This is a genomic window from Rhodovulum sp. YNF3179, from assembly GCF_050586465.1.
GTDB lineage: Bacteria > Pseudomonadota > Alphaproteobacteria > Rhodobacterales > Rhodobacteraceae > CAJXYS01.
Window position 1 is genome coordinate 183,063 of record NZ_JBOCEG010000004.1, and the last position, 25,149, is coordinate 208,211.

General features: G+C 67.4%; 25 protein-coding genes. 7 read left to right on the top strand and 18 right to left on the bottom strand.

All coding sequences use genetic code 11. The features are described from left to right. The first annotated feature begins 2 nt into the window (after positions 1 to 2). Complete coding sequence (locus ACQ5SP_RS08600; protein ID WP_430937947.1) at positions 3 to 1,001, top strand: NAD(P)H-quinone oxidoreductase; 999 nt, start codon at positions 3 to 5, stop codon at positions 999 to 1,001. Here the strand turns inward: ACQ5SP_RS08600 and ACQ5SP_RS08605 are convergent. Beyond that, complete coding sequence (locus tag ACQ5SP_RS08605; RefSeq protein ID WP_430937948.1) at positions 998 to 1,627, bottom strand: ribonuclease T2 family protein; 630 nt, start codon at positions 1,625 to 1,627, stop codon at positions 998 to 1,000. The genes ACQ5SP_RS08600 and ACQ5SP_RS08605 overlap by 4 nt on opposite strands. Positions 1,628 to 1,762: 135 nt before the next feature. Between ACQ5SP_RS08605 and ACQ5SP_RS08610 the strand changes: the two genes are divergently transcribed. Continuing rightward, a complete protein-coding gene (locus ACQ5SP_RS08610; protein WP_430937949.1) occupies positions 1,763 to 2,536 on the top strand; it encodes a DUF1013 domain-containing protein in 774 nt (257 codons plus the stop codon). Between the two features lie 106 nt (positions 2,537 to 2,642). Here the strand turns inward: ACQ5SP_RS08610 and ACQ5SP_RS08615 are convergent, their stop codons facing one another. The 3 genes from ACQ5SP_RS08615 to clpS are packed head-to-tail and all read right to left on the bottom strand — an operon-like array spanning position 2,643 to position 4,825. After that, a complete protein-coding gene (locus ACQ5SP_RS08615) occupies positions 2,643 to 3,452 on the bottom strand; it encodes an SDR family NAD(P)-dependent oxidoreductase (RefSeq protein ID WP_430937950.1) in 810 nt (269 codons plus the stop codon). Further along, on the bottom strand, positions 3,449 to 4,477 hold the full coding sequence (locus ACQ5SP_RS08620) for a class I SAM-dependent methyltransferase (protein WP_430937951.1): 1,029 nt from the start codon (positions 4,475 to 4,477) through the stop codon (positions 3,449 to 3,451). The genes ACQ5SP_RS08615 and ACQ5SP_RS08620 overlap by 4 nt, the downstream gene beginning before the upstream one ends. A gap of 24 nt (positions 4,478 to 4,501) precedes the next feature. Next, a complete protein-coding gene (clpS, locus tag ACQ5SP_RS08625) occupies positions 4,502 to 4,825 on the bottom strand; it encodes an ATP-dependent Clp protease adapter ClpS (RefSeq protein WP_430938164.1) in 324 nt (107 codons plus the stop codon). A 117-nt stretch (positions 4,826 to 4,942) separates the two neighbouring features. Between clpS and ACQ5SP_RS08630 the strand changes: the two genes are divergently transcribed. The 3 genes from ACQ5SP_RS08630 (at position 4,943) to ACQ5SP_RS08640 (ending at position 7,975) form a co-directional block, all read left to right on the top strand. Further along, positions 4,943 to 5,659 carry an HAD family hydrolase gene (locus ACQ5SP_RS08630; RefSeq protein WP_430937952.1) on the top strand — a complete coding sequence of 239 codons (717 nt, stop codon included), beginning with the start codon at positions 4,943 to 4,945 and terminating at the stop codon, positions 5,657 to 5,659. Positions 5,660 to 5,831: 172 nt separating this feature from the next. After that, complete coding sequence (locus ACQ5SP_RS08635; protein WP_430938165.1) at positions 5,832 to 7,232, top strand: D-alanyl-D-alanine carboxypeptidase family protein; 1,401 nt, start codon at positions 5,832 to 5,834, stop codon at positions 7,230 to 7,232. A gap of 56 nt (positions 7,233 to 7,288) precedes the next feature. Further along, the gene (locus ACQ5SP_RS08640) at positions 7,289 to 7,975 is read left to right on the top strand and encodes a fumarylacetoacetate hydrolase family protein (RefSeq protein WP_430937953.1); all 687 of its coding nucleotides are present in this window, start codon (positions 7,289 to 7,291) and stop codon (positions 7,973 to 7,975) included. Here the strand turns inward: ACQ5SP_RS08640 and ACQ5SP_RS08645 are convergent. From ACQ5SP_RS08645 to ccoN, 10 genes are all read right to left on the bottom strand, one after another. Continuing rightward, on the bottom strand, positions 7,962 to 8,936 hold the full coding sequence (locus tag ACQ5SP_RS08645) for a glycosyltransferase family 8 protein (RefSeq protein WP_430937954.1): 975 nt from the start codon (positions 8,934 to 8,936) through the stop codon (positions 7,962 to 7,964). The two genes, ACQ5SP_RS08640 and ACQ5SP_RS08645, sit on opposite strands and share 14 nt — an antisense overlap. An 84-nt stretch (positions 8,937 to 9,020) precedes the next feature. Further along, positions 9,021 to 9,182 (bottom strand): cbb3-type cytochrome oxidase assembly protein CcoS, encoded by a 162-nt coding sequence (gene ccoS / locus ACQ5SP_RS08650; protein WP_430937955.1) that lies wholly within the window; start codon positions 9,180 to 9,182, stop codon positions 9,021 to 9,023. A 9-nt stretch (positions 9,183 to 9,191) separates the two neighbouring features. After that, on the bottom strand, positions 9,192 to 11,372 hold the full coding sequence (locus ACQ5SP_RS08655) for a heavy metal translocating P-type ATPase (RefSeq protein WP_430937956.1): 2,181 nt from the start codon (positions 11,370 to 11,372) through the stop codon (positions 9,192 to 9,194). Position 11,373: 1 nt separating this feature from the next. Then, positions 11,374 to 11,841 carry a FixH family protein gene (locus tag ACQ5SP_RS08660; RefSeq protein ID WP_430937957.1) on the bottom strand — a complete coding sequence of 156 codons (468 nt, stop codon included), beginning with the start codon at positions 11,839 to 11,841 and terminating at the stop codon, positions 11,374 to 11,376. After that, entirely contained in the window at positions 11,838 to 13,271 is a 1,434-nt protein-coding gene (ccoG, locus tag ACQ5SP_RS08665; protein WP_430937958.1) for a cytochrome c oxidase accessory protein CcoG, read from the bottom strand. The genes ACQ5SP_RS08660 and ccoG overlap by 4 nt, the downstream gene beginning before the upstream one ends. A gap of 131 nt (positions 13,272 to 13,402) precedes the next feature. Next, a complete protein-coding gene (locus tag ACQ5SP_RS08670) occupies positions 13,403 to 14,278 on the bottom strand; it encodes a LysR family transcriptional regulator (protein ID WP_430937959.1) in 876 nt (291 codons plus the stop codon). Between the two features lie 300 nt (positions 14,279 to 14,578). After that, positions 14,579 to 15,436, bottom strand: a complete 858-nt coding sequence (gene ccoP / locus ACQ5SP_RS08675; protein WP_430937960.1) for a cytochrome-c oxidase, cbb3-type subunit III — start codon at positions 15,434 to 15,436, stop codon at positions 14,579 to 14,581. Then, positions 15,433 to 15,645 carry a cbb3-type cytochrome c oxidase subunit 3 gene (locus ACQ5SP_RS08680; RefSeq protein WP_430937961.1) on the bottom strand — a complete coding sequence of 71 codons (213 nt, stop codon included), beginning with the start codon at positions 15,643 to 15,645 and terminating at the stop codon, positions 15,433 to 15,435. Before ACQ5SP_RS08680 ends, ccoP begins: the two co-directional genes overlap by 4 nt. Positions 15,646 to 15,655: 10 nt before the next feature. Continuing rightward, the gene (gene ccoO, locus ACQ5SP_RS08685) at positions 15,656 to 16,381 is read right to left on the bottom strand and encodes a cytochrome-c oxidase, cbb3-type subunit II (protein ID WP_430937962.1); all 726 of its coding nucleotides are present in this window, start codon (positions 16,379 to 16,381) and stop codon (positions 15,656 to 15,658) included. 11 nt (positions 16,382 to 16,392) lie between these two features. Further along, positions 16,393 to 17,994 (bottom strand): cytochrome-c oxidase, cbb3-type subunit I, encoded by a 1,602-nt coding sequence (ccoN, locus tag ACQ5SP_RS08690; RefSeq protein ID WP_430937963.1) that lies wholly within the window; start codon positions 17,992 to 17,994, stop codon positions 16,393 to 16,395. 200 nt (positions 17,995 to 18,194) lie between these two features. On the opposite strand from ccoN, the gene ACQ5SP_RS08695 reads away from it, so the two are divergent. Next, a complete protein-coding gene (locus ACQ5SP_RS08695) occupies positions 18,195 to 19,031 on the top strand; it encodes a universal stress protein (protein WP_430937964.1) in 837 nt (278 codons plus the stop codon). A gap of 38 nt (positions 19,032 to 19,069) precedes the next feature. On the opposite strand, the gene fnrL is transcribed toward ACQ5SP_RS08695, so the two are convergent. Further along, entirely contained in the window at positions 19,070 to 19,816 is a 747-nt protein-coding gene (fnrL, locus tag ACQ5SP_RS08700; RefSeq protein ID WP_430937965.1) for a transcriptional regulator FnrL, read from the bottom strand. Between the two features lie 62 nt (positions 19,817 to 19,878). On the opposite strand from fnrL, the gene hemN reads away from it, so the two are divergent. Beyond that, entirely contained in the window at positions 19,879 to 21,234 is a 1,356-nt protein-coding gene (gene hemN, locus ACQ5SP_RS08705; RefSeq protein ID WP_430937966.1) for an oxygen-independent coproporphyrinogen III oxidase, read from the top strand. 7 nt (positions 21,235 to 21,241) lie between these two features. Here hemN and ACQ5SP_RS08710 read toward each other — a convergent pair whose 3' ends face one another. Genes ACQ5SP_RS08710 through ACQ5SP_RS08720 form a run of 3 tightly spaced genes read right to left on the bottom strand, consistent with a single transcriptional unit; the run spans position 21,242 to position 25,148 of the window. Then, entirely contained in the window at positions 21,242 to 22,855 is a 1,614-nt protein-coding gene (locus tag ACQ5SP_RS08710; protein ID WP_430937967.1) for an ABC transporter ATP-binding protein, read from the bottom strand. After that, positions 22,852 to 24,063, bottom strand: coding sequence for an ABC transporter permease (locus tag ACQ5SP_RS08715; protein WP_430937968.1), 1,212 nt, complete (start codon positions 24,061 to 24,063; stop codon positions 22,852 to 22,854). The genes ACQ5SP_RS08710 and ACQ5SP_RS08715 overlap by 4 nt, the downstream gene beginning before the upstream one ends. Beyond that, complete coding sequence (locus tag ACQ5SP_RS08720) at positions 24,063 to 25,148, bottom strand: microcin C ABC transporter permease YejB (protein ID WP_430937969.1); 1,086 nt, start codon at positions 25,146 to 25,148, stop codon at positions 24,063 to 24,065. Before ACQ5SP_RS08720 ends, ACQ5SP_RS08715 begins: the two co-directional genes overlap by 1 nt. Position 25,149: the final 1 nt, after the last annotated feature.

Consider the following 25,149-nt stretch of genomic DNA (forward strand, 5'->3'; position numbering starts at 1 on the left):
GCATGACCCTGCCCGAGACGATGCGCGCCGTGGAAATCTCCGAACCGGGCGGCCCCGAGGTGCTGCGCCCGGTGACCCGCCCCGTGCCGGTGCCCGGCCCTGGACAGATCCTGATCCGTAACGCCTATGCCGGGGTGAACCGCCCCGACGCGCTGCAGCGCGCGGGCGCCTACGCGCCGCCGCCGACGGCGTCGGACCTGCCCGGTCTCGAATCGGCAGGGTCCGTCGCCGCGGTCGGACCGAATGTCAGCCGCTGGGCGGTCGGCGACCCGGTGACGGCACTCCTGCCGGGGGGCGGCTATGCCGAGTACGCGGTCACCCACCAGGACCACGCGCTGCCCGTTCCCGCGGGCCTGCCTTTGGATCGCGCCGCGGCGCTCTGCGAGACCTACTACACCGTCTGGAGCAACGTGTTCATGCGCGGCCGGCTTACCGGCGGCGAGGTGTTCCTCGTCCATGGCGGATCGTCGGGCATCGGCACCACGGCCATCCAGCTGGCCCGTCATTTCGGCGCCCGCGTGCTGACGACCGCCGGGTCCGACGAGAAATGCGCGCTCTGCCGCGATCTCGGCGCCCAGCGCGCGATCAACTACCGCGAGACGGACTTCGTCGCCGCCGTGAAGGACGCCACCGACGGGCGGGGCGCCGACCTGATCCTCGACATGGTGGGCGGCGACTATATCCCGCGCAACGTCAAGGCGCTGGCCGACGACGGCCGGCTGGTGCAGATCGCCTTCCTGTCCGGCCCCAAGGTCGACCTGAATTTCGCCCAGGTCATGGCGCGTCGGCTGACGATCACCGGATCGACGCTCAGGCCGCAATCGGATCTCGCCAAGGCGCGAATCGCCGACGAGCTTCGGACCCGTGTCTGGCCTCTGCTCGAGACCGGCGCCGTCGGGCCGGTGATGGACTCGGAATTTCCGCTGGAGAAGGCCGCCGCCGCCCATGCCCGGATGGAAGGCTCCACCCACATGGGCAAGATCGTCCTGAAGATCGCCTAGCGGACCGGCGGCATCCGGGCCGCGCGCGCCCGGCAATCGCGCACCACGTCCGCGCCGCAGGGGCGCGGCGCGAGATCCTTCGTCAGGCATATCCGCGCTTCCTGGATGTGGCCGTTCTTGCAGGTGATGGTCACCATGTCCGCCGTCCAGCCGGGATTCGCGGCGAGAAAGGCGCGCTCCACCTCTGCGGGCGCGAGCCGCGCCGGGCGGTCCGGCTGGCGGAGCGCCGCGGGCCGGCGCACGCGCGTCCAGGCCCGGCGCGCCGCGTCGAAATAGGCCCCGGCGGCGAGACCCGAACAGCGCCCGTGCTTTTCCCACTGGTAGCGGACCAGCCCGGCCGAGCCCATGATCGGCACCATCGCGCGGATCTCCGACCGGGACGGGGCGCGCGCGTCGCTGTCGCACCAGGCCGGCCAGCCGGTCTCGTGCTGCGGCCAGAGCCCGTGCAGGACAAAGCCGTGACCGCGGCGCGGATCGCATTGCGCGGCGCCGCGCGCGTCGCCCTCCAGCGCGCACCAGCTCGGGCTCCAGGACAGGGCCATCACGTAGTAGTCGAAATCGCCGGGGCGGTCCGACCCGGCCCGGGCCATCCCCGCCATCAGCAGCAGCGCCAGGATAACGCGCATCATTTCCCCCTTTGCATCCGGGTCGGTGGCGATTATATACGTCGCGACTTCCCCGTCATCGAGGAAACCGCGCCCGGTCCGGGCGCAGCCGACTTCCCGGCACGGGTGACGCATATCTGAAAGAGGGTTCCGAACATGGCCTATCCGATCATGGCGAAAGCCACCGCCGTCTGGCTCGTGGACAACACCACGCTCAGCTTCAAGCAGATCGCCGATTTCTGCGGCCTGCACGAGCTCGAGGTGCAGGGCATCGCGGATGGCGAGGTCGCGGCCGGGATAAAGGGCTTCGATCCCATCGCCAACAACCAGCTCGATCCCGAAGAGATCGAGCGGGGCGAAAAGGATCGCGCCTACAAGCTCAAGCTCAAGCACAACCCCGCCGCCGCCGGCGAGGAAAAGCGCCGCGGTCCGCGCTACACCCCGCTTTCCAAGCGCCAGGACCGACCCGCCGCGATCCTGTGGCTGGTGAAGTTTCACCCCGAACTGACCGACAGCCAGATTTCCAAGCTGGTCGGCACCACCAAGCCCACGATCCAGTCGATCCGCGAGCGCACGCACTGGAACATCCAGAACATCCAGCCCATCGACCCGGTGGCGCTGGGCCTCTGCAAACAGACCGAGCTGGACGAGGCCGTGCGCAAAGCCGCGGCCAAGAAAGCCAAGGACGGCGAGCTGATGTCCGACGAGGAACGCCGCCGCCTGGTCTCGACCGAGCAGTCGCTCGAAATGGAGGCCGAACCGAAGATGCCGTCGAGCATCTCCGGGCTCGAGACCTTCACCCTCGGCGGCTCGGACGAGTCGGACAGCAGCGACAAGGAAGAGACCCCGGTCGATGCCGACAGCCTCTTCAACCTGCCCGACTCCGACACGGACGCGGAAGACGACGAGGACGACACCGCCGGGCGCTGAGCGTCGCGCCGGCTCCAAGTGGGCGAAATATCCCCGCCGGAGGCACCCGAGCGCCCCGCAGGGGCGCGAGAGAGAAGGCGTGGCGCGCGGACCCGCGCGCCGCATGTCAGTGGGCCGAGGCCACGACCGCGTCGAGGATCGACCGGCCGCCATCCACGCGCAGGATTTCCCCGGTAATGAAGCCCGCGCTGTCGGAGGCGAGGAATTGCGCGGCATCCGCGACCTCGCCCGGCGGCGCGATGCGCCCGAGCGGCGTCGCGGTGGTGATGGCGTCGCGCAGGTCGCTGTCGTCGCGCAGCGCCTGGCGCAGGCTCGCGCTCATCACGCTGCCGAAGGCGATGGCGTTCACCCGGATGCGGTGGGGCGCCAGCGCCACGGCCAGGGAGCGCGTCAACTGGTCGAGCGCGGCGCAGCTGACCGAGTAGGCCAGCAGGTCGGGCCGGGTCCGCTGCCCCGCCACCGATGACAGGTTGACGATCGCGCCGACCGTGCCTTCCTCCTCGCCGGACTCCTCGGCCTGGGCGATCATCCGCTTGGCCACAAGCTGGCTGAGCCGCAGATTGGCCAGGAGGTTCTGTTGCAAAAGCGTGTCGACGGAGTCGTCGTCGCGGTCGAGCGGGTCGGAGAACATGACCTGGCGCGACCCGTTGACCAGGATGTCCACGCGGTCGAAGGCGTCGATCGTGGCCGACAGAAGGTTGGCCTGGGTCAGCTTCTCGCGCAGGTCGCCGGCGAAGGCGCGCGCGGTGGAGGCGTCGGCGTCGCTCTTGCCGATCTCGTCCTTCAGCCGCGCCTCGTCCATGTCGGCGAACATGACGTTGGCGCCGGCATCGACGAAGCGCCGCGCGATGGCAAGCCCGACGCCATTGGCGGCGCCGGTCACGATGGCGGTCTTGCCGGCTACGGAAAAGGTCATGTCGGGCGCGCTCCTCGCTTGCTCGGGGGCGCCGGCCGGGCGGCGCGGAAGATCTTGTAGGCGGGGGTCTCCGCGACGGTTTCAACCTCGCGGAAGGCGGCCTCCAAGGTCCGTTCATAGGGCAGTTGGCGGTTTGCCACCATCCAGAACTGTCCGCCGGGCTTCAGGATCGCGGCGGCGGTGCGGATGAAGGCCTGGCCGAGCGACGCGTCGGCGGCGCGGCCGGTGTGGAAGGGCGGGTTCGAGATCACCGCGTCATAGACGGCGCCCGGCCGCCAGCTTGTCGCGTCCTCCCATAGGAAATGGGCGCGCGGGTCGGTGATGTTGGCCCGCGCGGATTCGAGCGCGGCGTGTTCGGCCTCGACCAGGTCCAGCTGGGTCACGGCCTCAAGGGCAAGCAGGCGATGCGAGAGATACCCCCAGCCGGCGCCCAGGTCGGCAACCCGCCCCTTCAGCGCGTCGGGCAGATGGTCGGCCAGCAGGACCGAGCCCGGATCCGCGCCGTCGGACGAGAAAATCCCCGGCCGCGTCACGAAACCGCCTGCGCCGGGGCGCGCGGCCGCCGCCGCCGCCCAGCCGGCCACGGTCCCGGGCAGGGTTTCGGGACGGCGCAGCGTGAAAAGCTTGCCATGCGCCTTGGACACCACGTCCTCGACGCCGAGTGCCCGCTTGCAGGCTTTCAGCAGCGCCTCGGCGCCTTCCGTCTTCTGGGCATCGACGGCGACCAGCCCGCCGGGCTGGGTCTCGGCCAGGGCGTCGGCGATCAGGCCGAGCGTCTCTTCCTTGCTGCGGGTCGCCGCGACCAGCACGGCGGCATAGGGGCCTTCGGCGGTGACGCTGCAGTCGAGCCCCCGCGCGGCCAGGGCCCTGTAATGCGGGCAGAACCCCTGGACGATGTGCAGCCGTTCGGCCGGGAAGGCCGTCAGGTCATGGTCGGGACGGACCCGGAACAGGCCGATCCGCCCCTGTGCCGGCAGCGGCAGGGCCCCGGTCTCGACGGCGAGGGAGAGACGCGATGCGGCCATCGGGTGCGGGGCGGACGGGGCCGCCTATTCCTTTTCCATGGTGCATTGCAGCGGATGCTGGTTGCGCCGCGCGAAATCCATGACCTGGGCGACCTTGGTCTCCGCCACCTCGTAGGAGAACACGCCGACCACGGCGACGCCCTTCTTGTGGACGGTGAGCATGATCTCGACGGCCTGGGAGTGCGACAGCCCGAAGAACCGCTCGAGAACGTGAACGACGAATTCCATCGGCGTATAGTCATCGTTCAACAGCAGAACCTTGTAGAGAGGGGGGCGCTGCGTCTTGGGCTTGGCCTTGGTGATGACCGCCGCGTCGCTTTCGCCGTCCTCTTTCTTGTCCGCCATCATGATCGGGAAGTCACGCACGGAGTCGTCTCCCACTTTCCGGGTCCGAATCTCGACCCCACTATATATTCCTGCGGAAATCCGTGAAAAGAGGGCGCGGGTGGAAAAGCCGGGGGCCGCATGCATGCACTGACCACGATCGGGTTCGATGCCGACGACACGCTCTGGCAGAACGAGCGGTTTTTCCGGATCACGCAAGAGCGCTTCAAGGCGCTTCTGGCCGAGTATGCCGGGCCGGATCATCTCGACCAGCGTCTTCTCGCGGCGGAGCGGCGCAACTTGGGTCATTACGGGTTCGGCATCAAGGGGTTCACGCTCTCGATGATCGAGACCGCGATCGAGGTGACCGAGGATCGCGTGCCGGCCGCCGTCATCCGCGAGATCATGGAGGCCGGGCGCGAGATGCTCCGTCATCCGATCGAGCTTTTGCCCCGGGCCGCCGAGGCCGTCGCCGCCCTCGCGCCGCATTACCGCCTGGTGCTCATCACCAAGGGGGACCTGCTCGACCAGGAGCGCAAGCTCGCGCAATCGGGGCTGGGCGACATGTTCGACGCGGTCGAAATCGTCAGCGACAAGACCCCCGAGACCTACATGCGCGCCTTCAGCGTCCATGGCGGGGGACCGGCGCACGCGATGATGGTCGGCAATTCCCTGAGATCGGATATCGTTCCCGCGATCCGGGCCGGGGCCTGGGGGGTCTTCGTGCCGCACGACCTGACCTGGGAGGTGGAGCACGACACCGCGCCCGAGTCCGAGCCGCGGTTTCTCCAACTGGGCGACCTGGGCGAACTGCCTGACCTTGTTCGGGAAATACGGCGGGCCGCGGACTCGATCTAGCGGGTGGCGGCGATGCGGCCGCGATATGTTGGGTGCCCGAACTCTGTCGTGAAACCCCTTGAAATTAAATGCTTTACCTGTGGGGAAGCTGTGATACTCTACCTATAAATGAAACGTCCACCGTGGCCAAACGCGGGGACAGGGGCAGTGTCGAGCAGGTGCCTTGAAAAAACTGACTGATCTCATCGCCCGGGCCGTGGCGGTTCTGGCCGTGTATGTGCTGGTGGCGGGCGCAGCCTCTGCGGCGCCCTACGCCGCAATGGTGATCGATGCCCGCAGCGGCGAGGTTCTCCATTCCCGTAACGCCGACACGCGTCTTCACCCGGCGTCCCTGACCAAGATGATGACGCTCTACGTCGTCTTCGAGGCGGTGGAAAACGGCGAGATCACGCTGGACACGCCGGTAAAGATTTCCCGCAGGGCCGCGGCCGAACCGCCGTCCAAACTGGGCCTTCGCGCGGGATCGACGATCAAGCTGCGCTACCTGATCCGGGCCTCCGCGGTGAAATCCGCGAACGACGCGGCGACCGCGCTTGCCGAGGCAATCGAAGGGTCCGAGGCCGCCTTTGCCCGGCGGATGAACCGCACGGCCAAGGCGCTTGGCATGGCGCGGACCACGTTCAAGAACGCCCATGGCCTGACCGAATCCGGCCATCTTTCGACGGCGCGGGACATGACCCAGCTGGGCCGCGCGCTCTTCTTCCACTACCCGGAATATTACAACCTGTTCTCGCGCCAATCGACCCATGCGGGCATTCGCGAGGTGCGCAACACCAACCGCCGCCTACTGGGCGCCTATCGCGGTGCCGACGGCATCAAGACGGGCTATACCAGCGCCGCCGGTTTCAATCTGGTCGCCTCGGCCCGGCGCGGCAACGAGCGGGTGATCGCCACGGTCTTCGGCGGCCGGTCCTCGACCTGGCGCAACCAGCGCGTGGCGGAACTGCTCGACATGGGCTTCAAGCGCTCGCCGACACGCGTCGCGCTGCGCGAGCCCGCCCGCCCCGACTATGCCGGCGGCGGCGCCGGGTCCTTCGCGCTCGCCGTAACCCGGAGCCTGCGGCCCCGGTCGCGGCCCCTGGCCGCACCTGCGCCGGAGATCCTGATCGCCATGCAGGAAGATATCGAGACCGCGGTCGCCGAGGTGGCGGCACTCAAGGCCGCGCCGGACCCGCGGGCGCGCCCCGACGACGTCGTCCCCCAAGGGGGCACCGAAGTCGTCGCGATGGCCGCGACCGCCGCAACGCCGGCGCCGCGCCCGAAGCCGGCCGTGCAGGCCGTCGCCACGGCCGCCGGCGCCGCGAAACTCGAGGTCGTCGCCCGGTCTTCGACATCGGGTGAGCGGCTCTGGGCGATCAATCTCGGGCAGCAGCCGTCGCGTTACCACGCCGAGAAACTGTTGCTGAAAACGGCGCTGCAGGAACTCGACACGCTGGACGAGGCCCTGCGCAAGGTCGTGCGCCGTCCGACCGGGTTCGAGGCCAATTTCGTCGGGCTCACCCGCGCAGAGGCGGAAACCGCTTGTGCCCGTCTCTCCGCCCGCCGGCTCGGCTGCGAGATTTCCGGCCCCTGAGCGCTTGTGCGCGGGGGCAGGGCAGGGCAGGAATAGGCGCCGACAAAGGAGCCGCCATGACCCGTTTCGTGATCCCCCCGCCCGCCACGCCGTCCGTCGCCGTCGCCGACACGCCCGACCGCTTCCCGGTGCGTCGCATCTTTTGCGTGGGGCGCAACTATGCCGCGCATGTGCGGGAGATGGGCAATGACGAGCGCGAGCCGCCCTTCTTCTTCACCAAGCCGGCGGACAGCGTGGTCGATGACGGCGCCATCCTCGATTACCCGCCCGAGACGCAGAACCTGCACCACGAGGCCGAGCTCGTCGTCGCGATCGGTACCGGCGGGCGCGAGATCGCCGAGGCCGACGCGCTGTCCCATGTCTGGGGCTATGCCGCCGGCAATGATCTGACGCGGCGCGACCTGCAGGCGGCGGCGAAAAAGGCCGGCCGGCCGTGGGACTGGGCCAAGGGCTTCGACCGTTCGGCGGTGTGCGGTCCGCTTCGCCCGGTCGCCGCGACGGGGCATCCCGCATCCGGCAGGATCCTCTGCCGGGTGAACGGCGAAACCCGCCAGGAAGGCGATCTGGCCGAGATGATCTGGAGCGTGCCCGAGATCATCGCGTCTCTCGCGCGGTCGATCGAGTTGCAGCCGGGCGACCTGGTCTTTACCGGAACGCCCGCGGGCGTCGGCCCGCTGGAGCGCGGCGATACCTGCGAGGTGGAGATTGCCGGGGTGGGCGGCGTCACGGTCAAGATCGCCTGAGCGCCTGCCGCTCCCCCTCGGCGCGGGCGTAGGGCGAGGTGAACCGCCCCAGGTATCGCCGCATCGCCCCGAGGCTTTGCCAGTGCTTGAGAAAGCTCGGCCCCATCTCGTCCAGCGCGGCTGGCCCGTCCGGGCTGGGCAGGGCCAGGTCGGGGCGGTCGGGATAGGTTTCTGCCAGGAAGGCGGCATAGGGGGCGCGGTAGCGTTCCGGCAACCGGCGTTTGCGGTCACGCCATGGTTTCACGGTTCCGATGAAATGCAGGATCTTCGGCGCGACGAGATCGGCGAAGAAGCGCGAGGACCAGGTATACTGCCAGTTCCAGACCGGGCTGAGTTCCGCCCAGCCGCCGTGCAGCACGATATTCAGAAGCGACTGGTCGTGCCGGGGCAGTGCTTCGGGATGCATGGCGAAGGTCTCGAGGCAGCGGTCAAGCACGCTCTCGGCCCGGAACCGGGGGATGTCGATCAGCAGGACGCCCGAGTTGAAATAGGGTGCGCGCCCGAGCCCCATTTTCCGGAATTCCGGCACTTGCCGATCCGGCGTCCGCCACTGGAGGTTGTCACGCACCGCCCCGACGGGATGGGGGCCGAGATCCATTTGCAGGAGCTGGTCGAGCCCGCCGGACGTAACGAACACGTCGCTGTCCAGATAGAGCATCCGGTCGTAGTCCCGCGCCAGCAGATCCGGCAGAACGAGCCGGAGATAGGCCGCGCCGCCGTGCCGCCCGGGATTGGGACCATCGTCGAAGGGGTTGCCGTCGGCGAAGCGTAGCAGCCGGATGTCGTGCCGGGCCAGAGACGCCGGCGGTGCCGGCGGATCCGGCATCGCGATGCAGATGTCGAAGCTGCGCTCTGGATGCAGCCGGGCGATCTGGTCGGCTACGAAGAAGGCGTAGGGCGCATAGGCGTCGTTGCAGGCCAGGGCGACGGCCGACCGGTGGCGCGGGGCGGTTTGGCTCATGACGGTGGCGTGATCCTGCGGCTGGCCTGTTACGAGGCACCTTATGGATCAGCGGACGGGGGCTGTCACCCCCGCGCTGGCGCCTCAGTCCTCTTTGGGCTCGTCGTCGTAATCGGTGCGCAGGATGCGCTGGGCGTCGCCGTCGGGATCCTCGAACTGGCGTGTCTTGAGCGCCCAGAAGAAGGCCGCGAGGCCAATGCCGCCGAGCACCAGCGAGATTGGAATCAGGTATGTCAGAACGTCCATGCCCTGACCCTAGCGCAGTCGGAGGGCATTGAGCGACACCGTGATCGACGAGATCGACATCGCCAAAGCCGCGGCAAGCGGCGTCGCGAAGCCCGCCAGCGCGATCGGGATGGCGATGGCGTTATAGGCGGTCGCGATCCCGAAATTCTCGCGTATCCGCTTGGTCGCGGACCGGGCGGTGACGAGGCAATCGCCCAGCACGGTCAGGTCGCCGTTCAACAGCACGATGTCCGAGGCCACCCGCGCCGCGTCCAGCGCCGAAGCCGGCGAGATCGAGACATGCGCCGCGGCCAGCGCGCCGGTATCGTTGAGCCCGTCGCCGACCATCAGAACCTTGTGGCCTTCCCGGTGCAGCGCCTCGATTCGGCCCGCCTTGTCCTCTGGCAGCGCGCCGGCTTCGTGGAGCGCGATGCCAAGCCGGTCGGCGGTGGCGGCAACGGCGCGGTCGCTGTCGCCCGAGATCAGCATGACGCGGCAGCCGGCCCCGCGCAGCGCCCCGATCGCCTCCGCCGCGCCCGGTCGCAGCTCGTCGGTGAAATCGAACCGGACCGGCGGGGCATCGCCGACCTGCAGCCAGGTGGCCGGGCCCTCGGCGGCGGCCTCTGCGCCGACCCAGCTGGCGCGGCCGAGCCGCACGCGCTGCCCGCCCCATAGCGCCTGGACGCCGTAGCCGGGCACCTCGCGGATCTCCGACACATCGGCCGGCGTGACGCCGTCGGCCGCGGCCGCCCCGGCCAGCGCCTGGGCCAGCGGGTGCGACGACCCGGCGGCCAGCGCCGCGGCCAGCGCGAGATCCGTGCGTGCATGGTCCCGGAGCCCCTGCATCTCGGGGGTGCCGAGCGTCAGCGTGCCGGTCTTGTCGAACACCACGGTGTCGATCTCGGCCAGCCGTTCCAGCGCGGTGGCGCTCTTCAGCAGGACACCCTTGCGGAAAAGCCGCCCGCTGGCCGCGGTGGTCACCGCGGGCACGGCCAGCCCCAGCGCGCAGGGGCAGGTGATGATCAGCGTGGCGATGGCGATGTTGATGGACAGTCGCACGTCGCCCGACGCGATCATCCACCCGGCGAAGGCGAAAAGCGCCAGAAGATGGACCCCCGGCGCGTAAGCCGCCGCCGCGCGGTCGGCGAGCGAGGTGTAGCGGTTGCGCGCCGTTTCGGCCAGCGCGACAAGGTCCGCGATCTTGTGAAGCCGGGTGTCCTCGCCCCGCGCGGTGACGCGCACCGTCAGCGGGCCGGTCAGGTTCTGTTCGCCCGCGGCCACATCGCTGTCGGGGCCGGCGAAGACCGGCAGGCTTTCGCCCGTCAGGAGGGCGCGGTCGATTTCGCTGGTCCCGATCTCGACGACGCCGTCCACCGGCACGCGCGCCCCGGGCTTGACCACGACGCGGTCGCCGATGGCCAGTTCCGCGATCGGCGTGACGACTTCCCTGCCGTCCTCGAGCTTCACGGCGCGTGGCACCTCGAGGGCGGCCAGTTCCTGCGCGGCGGACCGCGCGGTGGCGCGGGTGCGATGATCGAGATAGCGCCCGCCGAGAAGGAAGAAGGTCAGCGACAGCGCGGCGTCGAAATAGGCGTGGCGCCCCGACATGGCCGTTTCGTAAAGCGACATGCCGGCGGCGAGGATGATCGCGAGCGAGATCGGCACGTCCATGTTGAGCCGGCGGGCGGACAGGGCGGAGAGCGCGTTGACGAAGAAGGGCCGCGCCGAGAAGGCGACCGCCGGCAGCGCGATCATCGCCGAGATCCAGTGCATCAGGTCGCGGGTGGCGTCCTCGGCGCCCGACCAGACCGCGACCGAGAGCAGCATGACGTTCATCATGGCAAAACCCGCCACCGCCAGCCGCATCAGCAGGTCGCGGCCGGCGCTGTCGGTTTCGGTCGCGGCGATGGTGCCCGGGTCGAGTTCATGCGCCTCGTAGCCCAGCCGGTCGAGTTCGGCGACGAGGTCCTCGGCGGTGATGTCGGCGTCGGCATCCACCGCCGCGCGCTTGAGCGTCAGGTTCACGCGGGCCTCGTGCACACCCGGCAGGGCGTTGAGCCCCTTCTCGACGGTCGCGATGCAACCGGCGCAGTGAATGCCCGGCAGCGACAGCATCAGCCGGCCGGGTTTTTCAGGCGCGGACTCCGGGCGTGGAGGCGTCGCCACGCAGGCGGGGCAGGCGGCGACCGAGGGGCGCGCGGTGTCGCTCATCTCAGCGGCCCACGAAAATGTCCCGGCGCTGCCGGAAGACGGTGCCGTCGGCGGATGTGGCCTCGACCCGCACGAGCCACTTGCCGTAGTCGAGATCCATCGGGGCCGTGAACCGGCCCTGGACGCCGGCCATTTCCGGGCGGATGTCGTCGCGGGACTCGGTCGTGCGGCCAACCAGAACGGAGAGATCGGTGATCTCCGGCCCGCGGCCGTCGGGCCCGGTGAAGTCCAGCGTCAGCAGCCCCGCCGCGTATTGCGTGTCGAGCGTCCAGCCAAGCGCCTCCTGCGCGGTGCGGCGTTCCTCGAATTTCTGGCTGGCGACGTAGCTGTTCTTGACCTCGAGCCCGGGGAAGGTGCTGACCGCCTGCCAGGCCATGACGATGTTGACCGTGATGATGACGCCAAAGGCTGCCACGGCGATGGCCAGAACCTTGCGGCCGGTCAGTGGTTTGCCGGTGTCGGTCGTCATTGCGCTCTCCCGTTGAAATGGGTGTCCTCGTAGGACCGTTCCTCGTTGATCTGGTCGGTGATCCAGAGCCGGATCTCCGTGCGTTCCGTCGTGGCGGCGGCCGTGCCTGCCGGCGCGACCACGTAGACCCGCTGCTGCAGCGTCGAGTCGGGCGGCACCGTGACGGTCGCATCGCCGCCGGCGCCCTCGACCTCGATGTTCAGCGGGGCCTCGCTGCTGACTGACAGCCGGAACGGGCGTGCCTCGCCGTGCTTGTTGCGCAGGCGGACGTCGTAGCTGTTGCGGATCGCCCCGTCGGACAGCACGATGTTGACCGGGTTCCGGGTCTTGGCGACGGTCATGTCGATCTCGGGGCGAATGAAGAGCGCCACCACGAGCCCGAGCCCGATCGCCGCCCAGAGGACGGTATAAAGCATCGTGCGGGGACGGAAGACGTGCTTCCATACGGCCTTGGGTGGCTGCCCCTCGCGTTCGCGGGGCTCGTCGGAGAGCGCGATGTAGTCGATCAGCCCGCGCGGCTTGCCGATCTTCTCCATCACGTCGTCACAGGCGTCGATGCAGAGCGCGCAGGTGATGCATTCGAGTTGCTGGCCGTCGCGGATGTCGATGCCCATCGGGCAGACGTTCACGCAGGCCATGCAGTCGATGCAGTCGCCCAGCTTGTCGGCCTCCGGCCCCTTGCGGTGCTTGCCGCGCGGTTCGCCACGCCATTCGCGGTAGGCCACCGTGATCGTGTCCTCGTCCATCATGGCGGCCTGGATGCGCGGCCAGGGGCAGGCATAGATACAGATCTGTTCGCGCATGAACCCGCCGAAGACGAAGGTCGTCGCGGTCAGGACGCCGATGGTGCCATAGGCGACCGGCGGCGCGTCGAAGGTCAGGAGGCTCTGCAACAGCGTGGGAGCATCCGCGAAATAGAACACCCAGGCACCGCCGGTCGCGACGGCGATCAGCAGCCAGACCGTCCATTTCGTGACCCTCAGCCGGGCCTTGCGAAAGGACATGGGCGCGTTCCAGAGCCGGACGCGCTTGTTGCGGTCGCCCTCGATCCAGCGTTCGACGAGAATGAAAAGATCGGTCCAGACCGTCTGCGGACAGGTATAGCCGCACCAGACCCGTCCAAGGGCCGAGGTGAAGAGAAAGAGCCCCAGGCCCGCCATGATCAACAGGCCGGCGATGAAATAGAACTCGTGCGGCCAGATCTCGATCCAGAAGAAGAAGAAGCGCCGGTCGGCGAGATCCACCAGCACCGCCTGGTCGGGCAGGTTGGGCCCCCGGTCCCAGCGAATCCAGGGCGTGAGATAGTAGATGCCCAGCGTTACCGCCATGATCCACCATTTCAGCGTGCGGAACTGGCCCGAGACCCGGCGCGGGAAGATCGGCTCGCGTGCGGCGTAGAGGCGGGGGGGAAGCTTTTCCGAAACGGCCACGAAGATACTCCGGACAGACCTGCAGGTTCGGCTCGTTTTGGCAGGGCCCGGCGCGGGTGGCATTGACCCAGATCAAAATATGCACGGCAAACCTATGATTTGCCGTGCCTGCCCCGGAAAGGCGCCGGGGCTCAGGCCGCGGCCTGCCGGCGCAGCCAGGCGGCGAAGGCCTTGGCAGAGGGGCGCAGGACGCCCGGGCGGGTCACGATGTGATACCCCGATCCCGGCTGCGGTTCCTCGAAGAGCACGCGCAACCGGCCAGCCGCGATATCGTCCTCGATGAAGGCGCGGGTCGTGGCCGAGATTCCGGTGCCGCGCCGGACGCCGTCCAGAACCAGGTTGCCCGGCACATGGGTCATGGTGCGGACGCGTCCCTCTGTCACGCCCATGCGCTTCAGCCAGTCGGTGACCTCGGTGGTGCCGAGTTCCTGCAGCCAGGGATAGTCCAGCAACTCCGCCGGGGTGCGGATGTCACGATCGCCGATCAGGCTGCGGCTGGCGACGATGGCGAGATCGGTCGACAGCAACTGCGCGCAGTCCAGCCCCGGCCAGTCGCCGCGCCCGAAACGGATCGCGATATCGATGCCGCCCGGCTCCAGCGCGACCAGTTGCGGGGTCGGGTTCAGCATGACGTCGATCTCGGGGTGGCGGCCATGGAAATCCGCGATCCGGGGCAGGAGCCAGTTGGCCGCGAAGGTCGGGGTGGTGGAGACCTGCAGAGGCCGGTCGGCGTCGGCGCCGGTGATGTCGTCGACCTCGCGTCCGATGGCCGCGAAAGCGCCGCTCAGCGTGTCGGCGAGCCGTGCACCCGCCGGGGTCAGCTCAAGGCTGCGGCCGGATTTCTCGACCAGCCGCAGGCCGAGATGGGCTTCGAGCGCGCGCACCTGCTGGCCGACCGCCGCATGGCTGACATTGAGCGCCGTGCCGGCGGCGGAGAGGCTGCCATGTTCGGCCAGGGCGGCGAAGGCGCGGAGCGCGTGGAGCGGGGGGAGGCGACGCCAGTTCATCTGAAAGCCAGACTTTCATGTTGGAATTTTTCCTGACTCGCAATCTGGACCCTTTGGGGCGATATGCAAGGGCAGATACCACAGGAAAGGAGGCCCGCCATGATCGGGATCTACGCTCAGACTTTCATGATTGCATCGCGCGCCGAGGCCTCTTCGCAGGCGGCTGGCGGCGGGTGGCGCCGGATCTTTTCCCGCAAGGGCTGACCCGGAAAAAAAGCACCGGCCCCCCCGAGAAACGCGCGAACAGGAAAAGGGGCCGGTGCAGTGCCGGGGGAACGTGCCCCCGGGTTCGGGAGAAACTTATTCCCCGCCGCCCAACTGGTGGACGTAGAGCGTGACCTGGTCGATCTCGGCTTCCGTCAGACGCTCGTTCCAGGGCGGCATCACGCCGAAGCGGCTGTAGGCCACCGTTTCGGTCAGCGTCTCGACGTCCCCGCCATAGAGCCAGATGGCGTCGGTGAGGTTCGGCGCGCCCTGGAAGGTGTCGCCGGTGCCGTCTTCCATGTGGCAGGCGGCGCAGTTGTCCAGGTAGACGGTCTCGCCCGCGGCAGCCAGGTCGGCGTCGTGCTCCTGGCCGGACATCTGCCGGACATAATGCACGACCTCGCTGATCTGCTGTTCCTCGAGGATCTCGCCGAAGGCCGGCATCTGCGACCAGCGGGCGTCGGGATCCTGCTCGTTCCGGATGCCATGGGCGACGGTGTATTCGATCTCCTCCAGCGAGCCGCCCCAGAGCCAGGCGTCATCCAGCAGGTTCGGGTAGCCCTTGGCCCCCGCCGCGCCGGAACCGTGGCACTGCGCGCACCAGGTGCGGAACACCGCCGCGCCGCCGTTGACGGCGTAGCTGTGCAGCTCGGCGTCATCGGGGACGGTGGCCAGCTCGGTCGCGACCAGCTTCTGGTCAAGCGGGGCGTTCATCTCTTCGAAGCGCTGGATTTCCTCGGCGACCTCGGCCCGGGTGCTGTAGCCGAGCAGGCCGGGGGTGGCCTCCTTGATCAGCGGCCAGGCCGGGTAGGCGATGGTGTAGGCCACGCCCCAGATGATCGTGGCGTAGAAAGTCCAGAGCCACCAGCGCGGCATGGGGTTGTCGTATTCCTTGATCCCGTCCCACTCGTGGCCGGTGGTATCCGGTTCCTGGTTTTCGGTTTTCTTGCTCATTTCCGCGTCTCCTTGGACCGATCACCGTCCCCGTGAGAGTCGGTGTCCGCGGGTTTGTCTTCATGCCGGAAGGGAATGTTGGCGATGTCGCGATGCTTCGCCCGGCTGCCCGGGCGAAACGCCCAGACAACCACGCCGAGGAAGAAGAGCAGCAGGAAAAGCATCATCCAGCTGTCGGCGAATTGGCGAAGGATCGAGTAGGTCTCCATTCCCGTCTCCTCAGCGGTTCGCGACCGGGGTGAAGGTGGAGAAGTCCACCAGCGTGCCCAGCATCTGGAGATAGGCGATCAGCGCGTCCATCTCGGTCAGCTCGGGCTGCCCGTCAAAATTGCGAACCTGTGCTTTCGGATAGCGCGCCAGCAGGCCGTCGGTGTCGCCGAAGGGCTCCACCTGAACCCGGAAGTCGGCCACGGCGTTCTCGAGCATCTCGTCGGTGTAGGGCACCCCGACCATGCGGTTGGTCCGCATCAGATCCTCGATGTATTCGCCGTCGATCTCGCGGTTCATCAGGAAGCCGTATTTCGGCATCACCGATTCCGGCACCACGGACTGCGGATCGATCATGTGATCGACATGCCACTCGTCCGAGTAGCGGCCGCCGACGCGGGCCAGGTCCGGCCCGGTCCGCTTGGAGCCCCACTGGAACGGGTGGTCGTACATCGACTCCGCCGCCAGGCTGTAATGGCCGTAACGCTCGACCTCGTCGCGCATCGGGCGGATCATCTGGCTGTGGCAGACGTAGCAGCCCTCGCGGATGTAGATGTCGCGCCCGGCCAGTTCCAGCGGTGCGTAGGGGCGCATGCCCTTCACCTTCTCGATCGTGTTCTGCAGGTAGAACAGGGGCACGATCTCGACGATGCCGCCGACGGTGACCACCAGGAAGCTGAGAACGAGCAACAGCGTCGCGTTCTTCTCGATTACCTTATGCTTGCTGAGAATGGACATCCGGCCCTCCTTCATTCAGCCGGAGCCGCGGCCGGGGCAGAGGCTTTCGCCTGCCCGCGAACGACGGTCATCCAGAGGTTGTAGCACATGATCAGTGCCCCGGCGATGTAGAGCACCCCGCCAAGCGCGCGGACGACGTACATCGGGAACTTGGCGCTCACGGTGTCGGCGAAGGCGTTGACCAGGAAGCCCTGGCTGTCGACCTCGCGCCACATCAGGCCTTCCATGATGCCCGTGACCCACATCGACGCGGCGTAGAGCACGATGCCGATGGTGGCGAGCCAGAAGTGCCAGGACACCAGGCTGAGCGAATAGAGCCGCTCGCGGTTCCAGAGCCGCGGCACCAGGAAGTAGAGCGCGCCGAAGGTGATCATGCCGTTCCAGCCGAGCGCACCGGAGTGCACGTGGCCGATCGTCCAGTCGGTGTAGTGGCTGAGCGAGTTCACCGCCTTGATCGACATCATCGGGCCCTCGAAGGTGGACATGCCGTAGAAGCCGACCGAGACGACCATCATCCGGATGATCGGGTCGGTGCGCAGCTTGTCCCAGGCGCCCGAGAGCGTCATCAGGCCGTTGATCATGCCGCCCCAGCTGGGCATCCAGAGCACGACCGAGAACACCATGCCGAGCGTCGAGGCCCAGTCGGGCAGCGCCGTGTAGTGCAGGTGGTGCGGGCCGGCCCAGATATAGAGGAAGATCAGCGCCCAGAAGTGCACGATCGACAGCTTGTAGCTGTAGACCGGGCGTTCGGCCTGCTTCGGCACGAAGTAGTACATCATCCCGAGGAAGCCCGCCGTCAGGAAGAAGCCCACCGCGTTGTGGCCGTACCACCACTGGGTCATGGCGTCCTGCACGCCCGAGAAGACCTGCACCGACTTCGAGCCGAAGAGCGACACCGGGATCGACAGGTTGTTGAAGACGTGCAGCATGGCGATCGTGACGATGAACGAGAGGTAGAACCAGTTCGCCACGTAGATGTGGGGTTCCTTCCGCTTGATGATCGTGCCGAGGAACACGGCCAGGTAGACCACCCAGACGATGGTCAGCCACCAGTCGACGTACCATTCGGGCTCGGCGTATTCCTTGGACTGCGTGGCGCCCAGCAGGTAACCGGTCGCGGCCAGGACGATGACCAGCTGGTAGCCCCAGAACACGAACCAGGCGAGGTTGCCGCCCCAGAGCCGGGCGGCGCTGGTGCGCTGGACAACGTAGAACGAGGTCGCGATCAGCGCGTTGCCGCCGAAGGCGAAGATCACGGCCGAGGTGTGCAGCGGCCGCAGCCGCCCGAAGTTCATGTAGCCTTGCGCCCACTCGAAGTTGAGCTGCGGAAAGGCCAGCTGGAATGCGATGAAGGTTCCGACCAGGAAGCCAACGACGCCCCACAGGGCGGTCGCGATCACGCCGTAGCGCACGACGCCGTCCATGTAGCCGGTTTCGACGGCCGCCGGTTTTGGCTCGTCTGTCCTGCGGAGCACCCACAGGAAAAGCCCGCCTGCCACCAGCATGATCGTCAAAGCGTTCACCAGGTAGGCAAGGTCACGGGCGTAGTTGGCCGCGATCGCCGCCAGAAGCGCGATCACTGCCAGAAGAGCGAGTTTGAGATAATCCCACATCGCACGTCCCCTAGTTATATTTCGCAACCGAATCCACGCCCGGTCACGCACGGTTTCTACGCCGCGAACCTGCCGATCGCGTCGCGGCTTGCCTTGATCCATGTCAAAAGGGCCGTGGACGCACTTTGACCCATATCAAGGAAGCCTCGATAGTGGGCGCCTAGCGTGCAAAAACCAACGCGAATGGGAGAAAACGCGACATGGCCTACAAATCGATACTGACGGTCACACTTGGCGAGACGGTGAAGCCCGAGGCGCTCGACTCGGCGGTGCAGATTGCCCGTCAGGAAGGCGGGCACCTCGACGTGCTGTGCCTCGGGGTCGATCGTGTTCAGGTGGGCTATTATTTCGACACCGCGTCGCCGGCCCTGCTCGAACAGGGCATCGCGAGGGCCCGCGAAGAGGCGCAGGCGGCACATGACGCCGTCGAGGCGCGGCTCAAGGGCGAGGACATTCCCTATGCCGTGCGCGCCGCCGTGGTCCAGATCGGCGCGATCGCCGAGGTTGTCGGGCAGACCGCCCGCTACAATGATCTCGTGGTGCTCTCGAAGCCCTATGGCGGCGATAACGAGGTCGAGGACGCCGCCGTTCTCGAGGCCGCGCTTTTCGAGGGTAACGCCCCGGTGCTCGTCGTGCCGGGCAAGCCGATGGCGCGCTTTGGCAAGAAGGTGGTGATCGGCTGGAACGAAAGCGTCGAGGCGCTGTCGGCGATCCGCGCCGCGATGCCGATTCTCCAGGCCGCCGACGAGGTCGACGTGGCGATCATCGATCCTTACCAGCACGCCTCGGAACAGGCCGACCCGGGGGCCGAGCTTTGCCGCATGCTGTCGCGCCACGACATCTCGGTCGAGGCCTCGGTGCTGCCCAAGACCATGCCGAAGGTGTCGGACGTGCTGATGCGCCACGCCACGGACGAGGGCGCCGACCTGATCGTGATGGGGGCCTACGGGCACTCGCGCTTCCGCGAGTCGATCCTCGGCGGTGCGACCCGCGACATGCTGGCCGAATCCGAGCTTCCGGTGCTGATGGCCCACTGACCCGGGCCAGGCGGGGGCGCTGCCCCCGCGCGTTCGGATCACGCGATCAGGCCACCATCCGTGTCGTCGCCGGTTTCCTCGATCAGGCGCTGGAAATCCGGCACGGTGACGTGGCGGTTGCCCTCGATCTGGATCACGCCGTCGCGCTTCAGTGCCGAGATCTGGCGACTGACGGTCTCGAGCGTCAAGCCGAGGTAATCCGCCATCGCCTCGCGTGTCAGGGGCAGGTCGAAGACCAGCCGGCCATCAGCCGTCGACATGTTGAGGCTGGCGTCCCGGCGCCCGATGATCGCGAGCAGGCTCGCGATCTTCTCGCGGGCCGTCTTGCGGCCGAGGATCAGCATCCATTCCCGCGCCGCGTCGAGCTCGTCGAGCGTCATTTCCAGCAGCCTCTGGTTGATGGACGGCGTCGAGCGCAGGAGTTCTTCGAACGGGCCCTTGCGGAAACAGCACAGCGTGATCTTGCTGGTGGCCACCACGTCGTAAGGCGCGGTCTCGCGGCCAGGGCGGCCCAGGAAATCGCTGGGCAAAAGCAGCCCCACCATCTGCCGCCGCCCGTCTTCCATGGTATGGGACAAAGTCGCGATCCCCGTCACCACGGAGGCCACGAAATCCATTTCGTCACCCGCCCAAACGATCGTCTGGCCGGGCGTAAAGTCTCTGTAATACTTGATACGGTCGAGGACATCGAGCTCGTCCTGCTCGCAACGCGAGCAGACGGCCCGATGACGTATCGGGCAGCTAGAGCACTTGACGTGGACCTCGGCCAAGCCGGTATCGGCCATGACTTCCTCGGTTTGATTTCGATCAAGGATGATCGGCGCGTTTACACTCATAAGGTATGACGATGAAACATGAATCGCAACTCGCGCGGTTGGGGCTCTTTGACGCCAAGGTCCCGCGTTACACCAGCTATCCCACGGCGCCGCATTTCTCGGACGACGTGGATGCCAATGATTTCGGGCGCTGGCTGGCGGCTGTGCCCGACGGGGATGCGGTTTCGTTATATTTGCATGTGCCGTTCTGCCGCAGATTGTGCTGGTTCTGCGCCTGCCGAACCCAGGGTGTGACGAACGATCTGCCGGTGCGGCTCTATGTCGAAACGCTCAAGCAGGAAATCGCGCGCGTGCGCGCCGCGCTGCCCGATGACGTGCGGCTGAGCCGGCTGCACTGGGGCGGTGGCACGCCGACGATCCTGCCCGCCGAGATGATCTCCGACCTGGCGGCGACCGTCACGGCGGAGTTCCCCTTCGCCCGGGACGCGGAATTCTCGGTCGAGATCGATCCGAACGAGATCGATTCGGCGCGGCTCGACGCGCTGGCCGACGCCGGCATGAACCGTGCCTCGATCGGGGTGCAGGATTTCGATCCCGAGATCCAGAAAGTCATCGGCCGCGTGCAAAGCTTCGAGGTCACGCGCGACGCCGTGCAGGCGCTGCGCGCGCGCGGCATCCGCAGTCTGAACGCGGATATCCTCTACGGGCTGCCCTTCCAGGACAACGCCAGGATCGCCGACAGCACCAGAAAGCTGCTGGAGCTGGAGCCGGACCGGGTCGCGCTCTACGGGTATGCGCATGTGCCGTGGATGGCGCGGCGCCAGACGATGATCCCGGTCAAGGCGCTGCCCACGCCCGAGTCGCGCCTGCATCTCTACGACACGGCGCGACGGCTCTTTGTCTGGGCCGGCTATCGCGAGATCGGCATCGACCATTTCGCGAAACCCGGCGACGGGCTCGATCTTGCCCTGCAGAACGGCACGCTGAGGCGGAACTTCCAGGGCTACACCGACGACCAGGCACGCACCCTTGTCGGGCTGGGGGCCTCGGCGATTTCGCGCTTCCCGCAGGGCTATGCGCAGAACGCCAGCAAGACCGCCGACTATCAGCGCATGGTGCGCGGCGGCGGACTCGCCACCGCGCGCGGCCATGTCTTCAAGGGCGAGGATTGTGTGCGCGGCCGCGTGATCGAGGAGTTGATGTGCCAGTTCCGCGCCGATCTCGACGCGATCGAGTCCGAATGCGGGGCCGCGCCGGGCACGCTGCAACAGCCGGCCGAGACGGCGGCGCGGAAATTCCCGGGCGCGATGAAGCTCAGGGAGCGCATCATCGAGATCCCGCATGAGGGTCGGGCGCTGACCCGGATGATCGCGCGGGCCTTCGACGCCTACACGCTCTCCGGCAAGGGCCACAGCTCGGCGATCTGAGCCGCGCTCAGGCGCTGGCGCGCCCCCAGGGCGTCAGGTCGAACGCCGCCGCCATCAGGGCCCGCGTATATTCGGTCTTCGGCGCGTCGAAGATCTCGTCGCTGCTGCCCCATTCGACGATGTCGCCCTCTTTCATCACCACCACCTTGTGGCTGAGGGCGCGCACCACCTTCAGGTCGTGGCTGATGAAGAGATAGGCAAGCCCGTGGCGCCGCTGGAGGTCACGCAGGAGATCGACGATCTGCACCTGCACCGTCATGTCGAGCGCGGATGTGGGCTCGTCCAGCACCAGCAGTTTCGGCCGCAGGATCATGGCGCGGGCGATCGCGATGCGCTGGCGCTGCCCGCCGGAGAACTCGTGCGGGTAGCGATCCATCATCGCGGGCTCCAGCCCGACCTCCTCGAGCACCTCGGCCACCAGCTCGCGATGGGGGCGTCCCGGGTCGATGTCGTGCACGGTCAGCCCCTCGGCCACGATCTGCGCGATCGACATGCGCGGGCTGAGTGATCCGAACGGGTCCTGGAACACGATCTGCATGTCCCGCCGCAGCGGGCGGAGCTGGCGCGATTTCCAGCCCTGGATATCGCGCCCCTGGTAGAGGATCCGTCCCTGCGACGAGGTCAGCCGCATGATCGCCAGCGCCAGTGTCGTCTTGCCCGAGCCGGACTCGCCCACGATCCCGACCGTCTCGCCGGCGCGGACGTCGATCGTGGCGTCGTTGACCGCCTTGATATGGCCGACGGTCCGGCGCAGGAAACCGCGCTGGATCGGGAACCACACCTTGAGCGCCTCGGTCCGGACCACCTCGGCGGACTCGTCGGGCACCGGGTCCGGCCTGCCGGCGGGCTCGGCCCCGAGCAGTTTGCGCGTGTAGGCATGCGCCGGTTCACGGAACAGCGCCTCGGTCGCGCCGGACTCGACGATCTCGCCGTCCTTCATCACGTAGACCCGGTCCGCGATCCGGCGCACGATGCCAAGGTCGTGCGTGATGAAGAGCAGGCTCATGTTCTCGGTGCGCTTCAGCTCGAACAGCAGGTCGAGGATCTGCGCCTGGATCGTGACGTCGAGCGCCGTCGTCGGTTCATCGGCGATCAGCAGATCCGGTTCGTTGGCCAGCGCCATGGCGATCATCACGCGCTGGCGCTGACCGCCCGAAAGCTGGTGCGGATAGGAATTCAGCCGCGACGCGGGGTCGTGGATCCCGACCTTTTCGAGCAGCTCGAGGATCCGCGCCCGGGCCTTGTCGCCGGTCAGCCCGCGATGGATCAGGAGCGACTCTCCGATCTGCTTCTCGATGGTATGAAGCGGGTTGAGGCTCGTCATCGGCTCCTGGAAGATGAAGCTGATGTCGTTGCCGCGCACCTGTTGCAGCGTCGCGGTCGAGGCGCCGACCATCTCCATGCCCTCGTAGCGGATCGAGCCGCGGATGGATGCGCTGGCCGGCAGCAGGTTCACCGTCGACAGCGCGGTGACCGATTTGCCCGAGCCGCTCTCACCGACCAGCGCGACGGTTTCACCGCGCCCGATGGTGAACGCCGCCCCGCGCACGGCACGGGTTTCGGCCCCGTCCTGGTTGAAGGTGACCGACAGGTCGCGGACATCGAGGATGCTCTCGGTCATCGGGCCTCCTTGCGGGCGGCGTCTTCCGCGGTCTGCGCCGCCGTGCCCTCGGCCGGGGCCGCCGGTTCCGCCGTTGTCGCCACATGGGTGCCGCCCTGGTCCTGGAAGGTCTTGCGCGGGTCGAAGGCGTCGCGCACGCCCTCGAAGATGAAGACCAGCAGCGACAGCATGATGGCGAAGGTGAAGAAGGCGGTGAAACCCAGCCACGGCGCCTGGAGGTTCTGTTTCGCCTGCAGCGTCAACTCGCCCAGCGACGGCGCGGAGGAGGGCAGGCCGAAACCGAGGAAGTCGAGCGTTGCAAGCGTGGCGATCGTGCCGGTGACGATGAAGGGCAGCATGGTGAGCGTCGCGACCATCGCGTTGGGCAGCACGTGGCGGAACATGATGACCCAGTTCGACACGCCGAGCGCGCGGGCGGCGCGGACATACTCGAAGTTGCGCGCCCGCAGGAATTCCGCGCGCACGACCCCGACCAGCGCGGTCCAGCCGAAGAGCGTGGTCAGCAGGACGAGCATCCAGAAACTTCGCTCGAGGATCGCGAAGACGATGATGATGATATAGAGCGCCGGCGTCGCGCCCCAGATCTCGATCACACGCTGGAAGATCAGGTCGAGCTTGCCGCCGAAATAGCCCTGGATCGCCCCCGACGCGATCCCCACGACCGAGGTCAGCAGCGTCACGATGAGGGTGAACAGGATCGACAGCCGGAAGCCGTAGATCACCCGCGCCAGCACGTCGCGCGCGGTGTCGTCGGTGCCGAGCCAGTGGTTCTCGTCCGGCGGCGAGGGCGCGGCCCCGGGCAGGTCGCTCGAGATGGTGTCGTAGGAATAGCGAATGGGCGGCCACAGCAGCCAGCCCTTCTCGATCGGGTTGCCCAGCACCTCGCCATCCGCGGCGTCGGTCATGATGCCGTCGGGATCGTCGAAGCATTCCGTCATGCCGCCCGACACGATCAGGCACTGGACCTCGATATCCTTGTAGATGGCCTCGGTCTGGAAGTCGCCGCCGAAGGCCGTTTCGGGATAGAAGTTGAAGATCGGCGCGCGAATGTCGCCGCGGTAGCTCACGAGGATCGGCTTGTCGTTGGCCAGGAACTCCGCGAAGAGCGACAGCCCGAACAGGATGCAGAAAAGGACCAGAGACCAGAAGGCGCGGCCGTTCTTGCGGAAATTGCGCAGGCGGCGTTTGGTGAGCGGGCTCAGCTGCATCACGTCTCCCGCGTCTCGAAGTCGATCCGGGGATCGATCCAGACATACATCAGGTCGGAAACCAGCCCCATGAGCAGCCCGAGCAACCCGAAGATGTAGAGCGTGCCGAACACCACCGGGTAGTCGCGCGCCACGGCGGCCTCGTAGCCGAGACGCCCGAGCCCGTCGAGCGAGAAGATCGTCTCGATGATGAGCGAGCCGCCGAAGAACACCCCGATGAAGACCGCCGGGAAGCTGGCGATCACGATCAGCATGGCGTTACGGAAGACATGGCCGTAAAGCACCCGGCGCTCGCCCAGCCCCTTGGCGCGGGCGGTTATCACGTAGTGCTTCTTGATCTCGTCGAGGAAGCTGTTCTTGGTCAGCAGCGTCAGCGTCGCGAAGGCCGAGATGGTCGAGGCCAGCACCGGCAGCGTGATGTGCCAGAAATAATCGGCCACCTTGCCGAGAAGGCTCAGCTCTTCCCAGTTGTCCGAGGTCAGGCCGCGCAGCGGGAAGATCTGCCAGTAGGAGCCGCCCGCGAACAACACCAGCAGCAGGATCGCGAAGAGGAATCCCGGAATCGCGTAGCCGATGATGATCGCGCCGGAGGTGTAGGTGTCGAAGGGCGTCCCGTCCTTCACGGCCTTGCGGATGCCCAGCGGGATCGACACCAGGTAGGCGATCAGCGTCGACCAGAGCCCGAGCGATATCGACACCGGCATCTTCTCGACGATCAGTTCGACCACCGAGATCGAGCGGAAATAGCTCTCGCCGAAATCGAAGCGCAGATAGCCCCAGATCATGTCGAAGAACCGCTCTACCGGGGGCTTGTCGAAGCCGAACTGGCGTTCGAGATCCTCGATGAACTCGGGCGGCAGGCCGCGCGCGCCGAGATAGGCGCTTTCGCCCTCGCCCTGGAAGTTGCCGGCCTCGCCACCGCCGCCCGCGATGTTGCGGAAGACGTCGCCCTCGCCTTCCATCTGGGCGATGATCTGTTCGATCGGCCCGCCGGGCACGAACTGGATCAGCGAAAAATTGATGATCATGATCCCCAGCAGGGTGGGGATGATCAGGGCCAGACGTCTGAGGATATAGGCGCCCATG

Bases quoted from the DNA above. Each gene is read 5' to 3' on its own strand.
- ACQ5SP_RS08620 (WP_430937951.1), bottom strand. From the start codon at position 4,477: ATGGCCGCATCGCGTCTCTCCCTCGCCGTCGAGACCGGGGCCCTGCCG.
- ACQ5SP_RS08610 (WP_430937949.1), top strand. From the start codon at position 1,763: ATGGCCTATCCGATCATGGCGAAAGCCACCGCCGTCTGGCTCGTGGAC.
- ACQ5SP_RS08630 (WP_430937952.1), top strand. From the start codon at position 4,943: ATGCATGCACTGACCACGATCGGGTTCGATGCCGACGACACGCTCTGG.
- hemN (WP_430937966.1), top strand. From the start codon at position 19,879: ATGAAACATGAATCGCAACTCGCGCGGTTGGGGCTCTTTGACGCCAAG.
- ACQ5SP_RS08695 (WP_430937964.1), top strand. From the start codon at position 18,195: ATGGCCTACAAATCGATACTGACGGTCACACTTGGCGAGACGGTGAAG.
- ccoN (WP_430937963.1), bottom strand. From the start codon at position 17,994: ATGTGGGATTATCTCAAACTCGCTCTTCTGGCAGTGATCGCGCTTCTG.
- ccoP (WP_430937960.1), bottom strand. From the start codon at position 15,436: ATGAGCAAGAAAACCGAAAACCAGGAACCGGATACCACCGGCCACGAG.
- ACQ5SP_RS08715 (WP_430937968.1), bottom strand. From the start codon at position 24,063: ATGCAGCTGAGCCCGCTCACCAAACGCCGCCTGCGCAATTTCCGCAAG.
- ACQ5SP_RS08600 (WP_430937947.1), top strand. From the start codon at position 3: ATGACCCTGCCCGAGACGATGCGCGCCGTGGAAATCTCCGAACCGGGC.
- ccoS (WP_430937955.1), bottom strand. From the start codon at position 9,182: ATGGACGTTCTGACATACCTGATTCCAATCTCGCTGGTGCTCGGCGGC.
- fnrL (WP_430937965.1), bottom strand. From the start codon at position 19,816: ATGGCCGATACCGGCTTGGCCGAGGTCCACGTCAAGTGCTCTAGCTGC.
- ccoO (WP_430937962.1), bottom strand. From the start codon at position 16,381: ATGTCCATTCTCAGCAAGCATAAGGTAATCGAGAAGAACGCGACGCTG.
- ACQ5SP_RS08710 (WP_430937967.1), bottom strand. From the start codon at position 22,855: ATGACCGAGAGCATCCTCGATGTCCGCGACCTGTCGGTCACCTTCAAC.
- ACQ5SP_RS08605 (WP_430937948.1), bottom strand. From the start codon at position 1,627: ATGCGCGTTATCCTGGCGCTGCTGCTGATGGCGGGGATGGCCCGGGCC.
- ACQ5SP_RS08660 (WP_430937957.1), bottom strand. From the start codon at position 11,841: ATGACGACCGACACCGGCAAACCACTGACCGGCCGCAAGGTTCTGGCC.
- ACQ5SP_RS08615 (WP_430937950.1), bottom strand. From the start codon at position 3,452: ATGACCTTTTCCGTAGCCGGCAAGACCGCCATCGTGACCGGCGCCGCC.
- ACQ5SP_RS08645 (WP_430937954.1), bottom strand. From the start codon at position 8,936: ATGAGCCAAACCGCCCCGCGCCACCGGTCGGCCGTCGCCCTGGCCTGC.
- ACQ5SP_RS08640 (WP_430937953.1), top strand. From the start codon at position 7,289: ATGACCCGTTTCGTGATCCCCCCGCCCGCCACGCCGTCCGTCGCCGTC.
- ACQ5SP_RS08720 (WP_430937969.1), bottom strand. From the start codon at position 25,148: ATGGGCGCCTATATCCTCAGACGTCTGGCCCTGATCATCCCCACCCTG.
- ACQ5SP_RS08655 (WP_430937956.1), bottom strand. From the start codon at position 11,372: ATGAGCGACACCGCGCGCCCCTCGGTCGCCGCCTGCCCCGCCTGCGTG.
- ACQ5SP_RS08680 (WP_430937961.1), bottom strand. From the start codon at position 15,645: ATGGAGACCTACTCGATCCTTCGCCAATTCGCCGACAGCTGGATGATG.
- clpS (WP_430938164.1), bottom strand. From the start codon at position 4,825: ATGATGGCGGACAAGAAAGAGGACGGCGAAAGCGACGCGGCGGTCATC.
- ACQ5SP_RS08670 (WP_430937959.1), bottom strand. From the start codon at position 14,278: ATGAACTGGCGTCGCCTCCCCCCGCTCCACGCGCTCCGCGCCTTCGCC.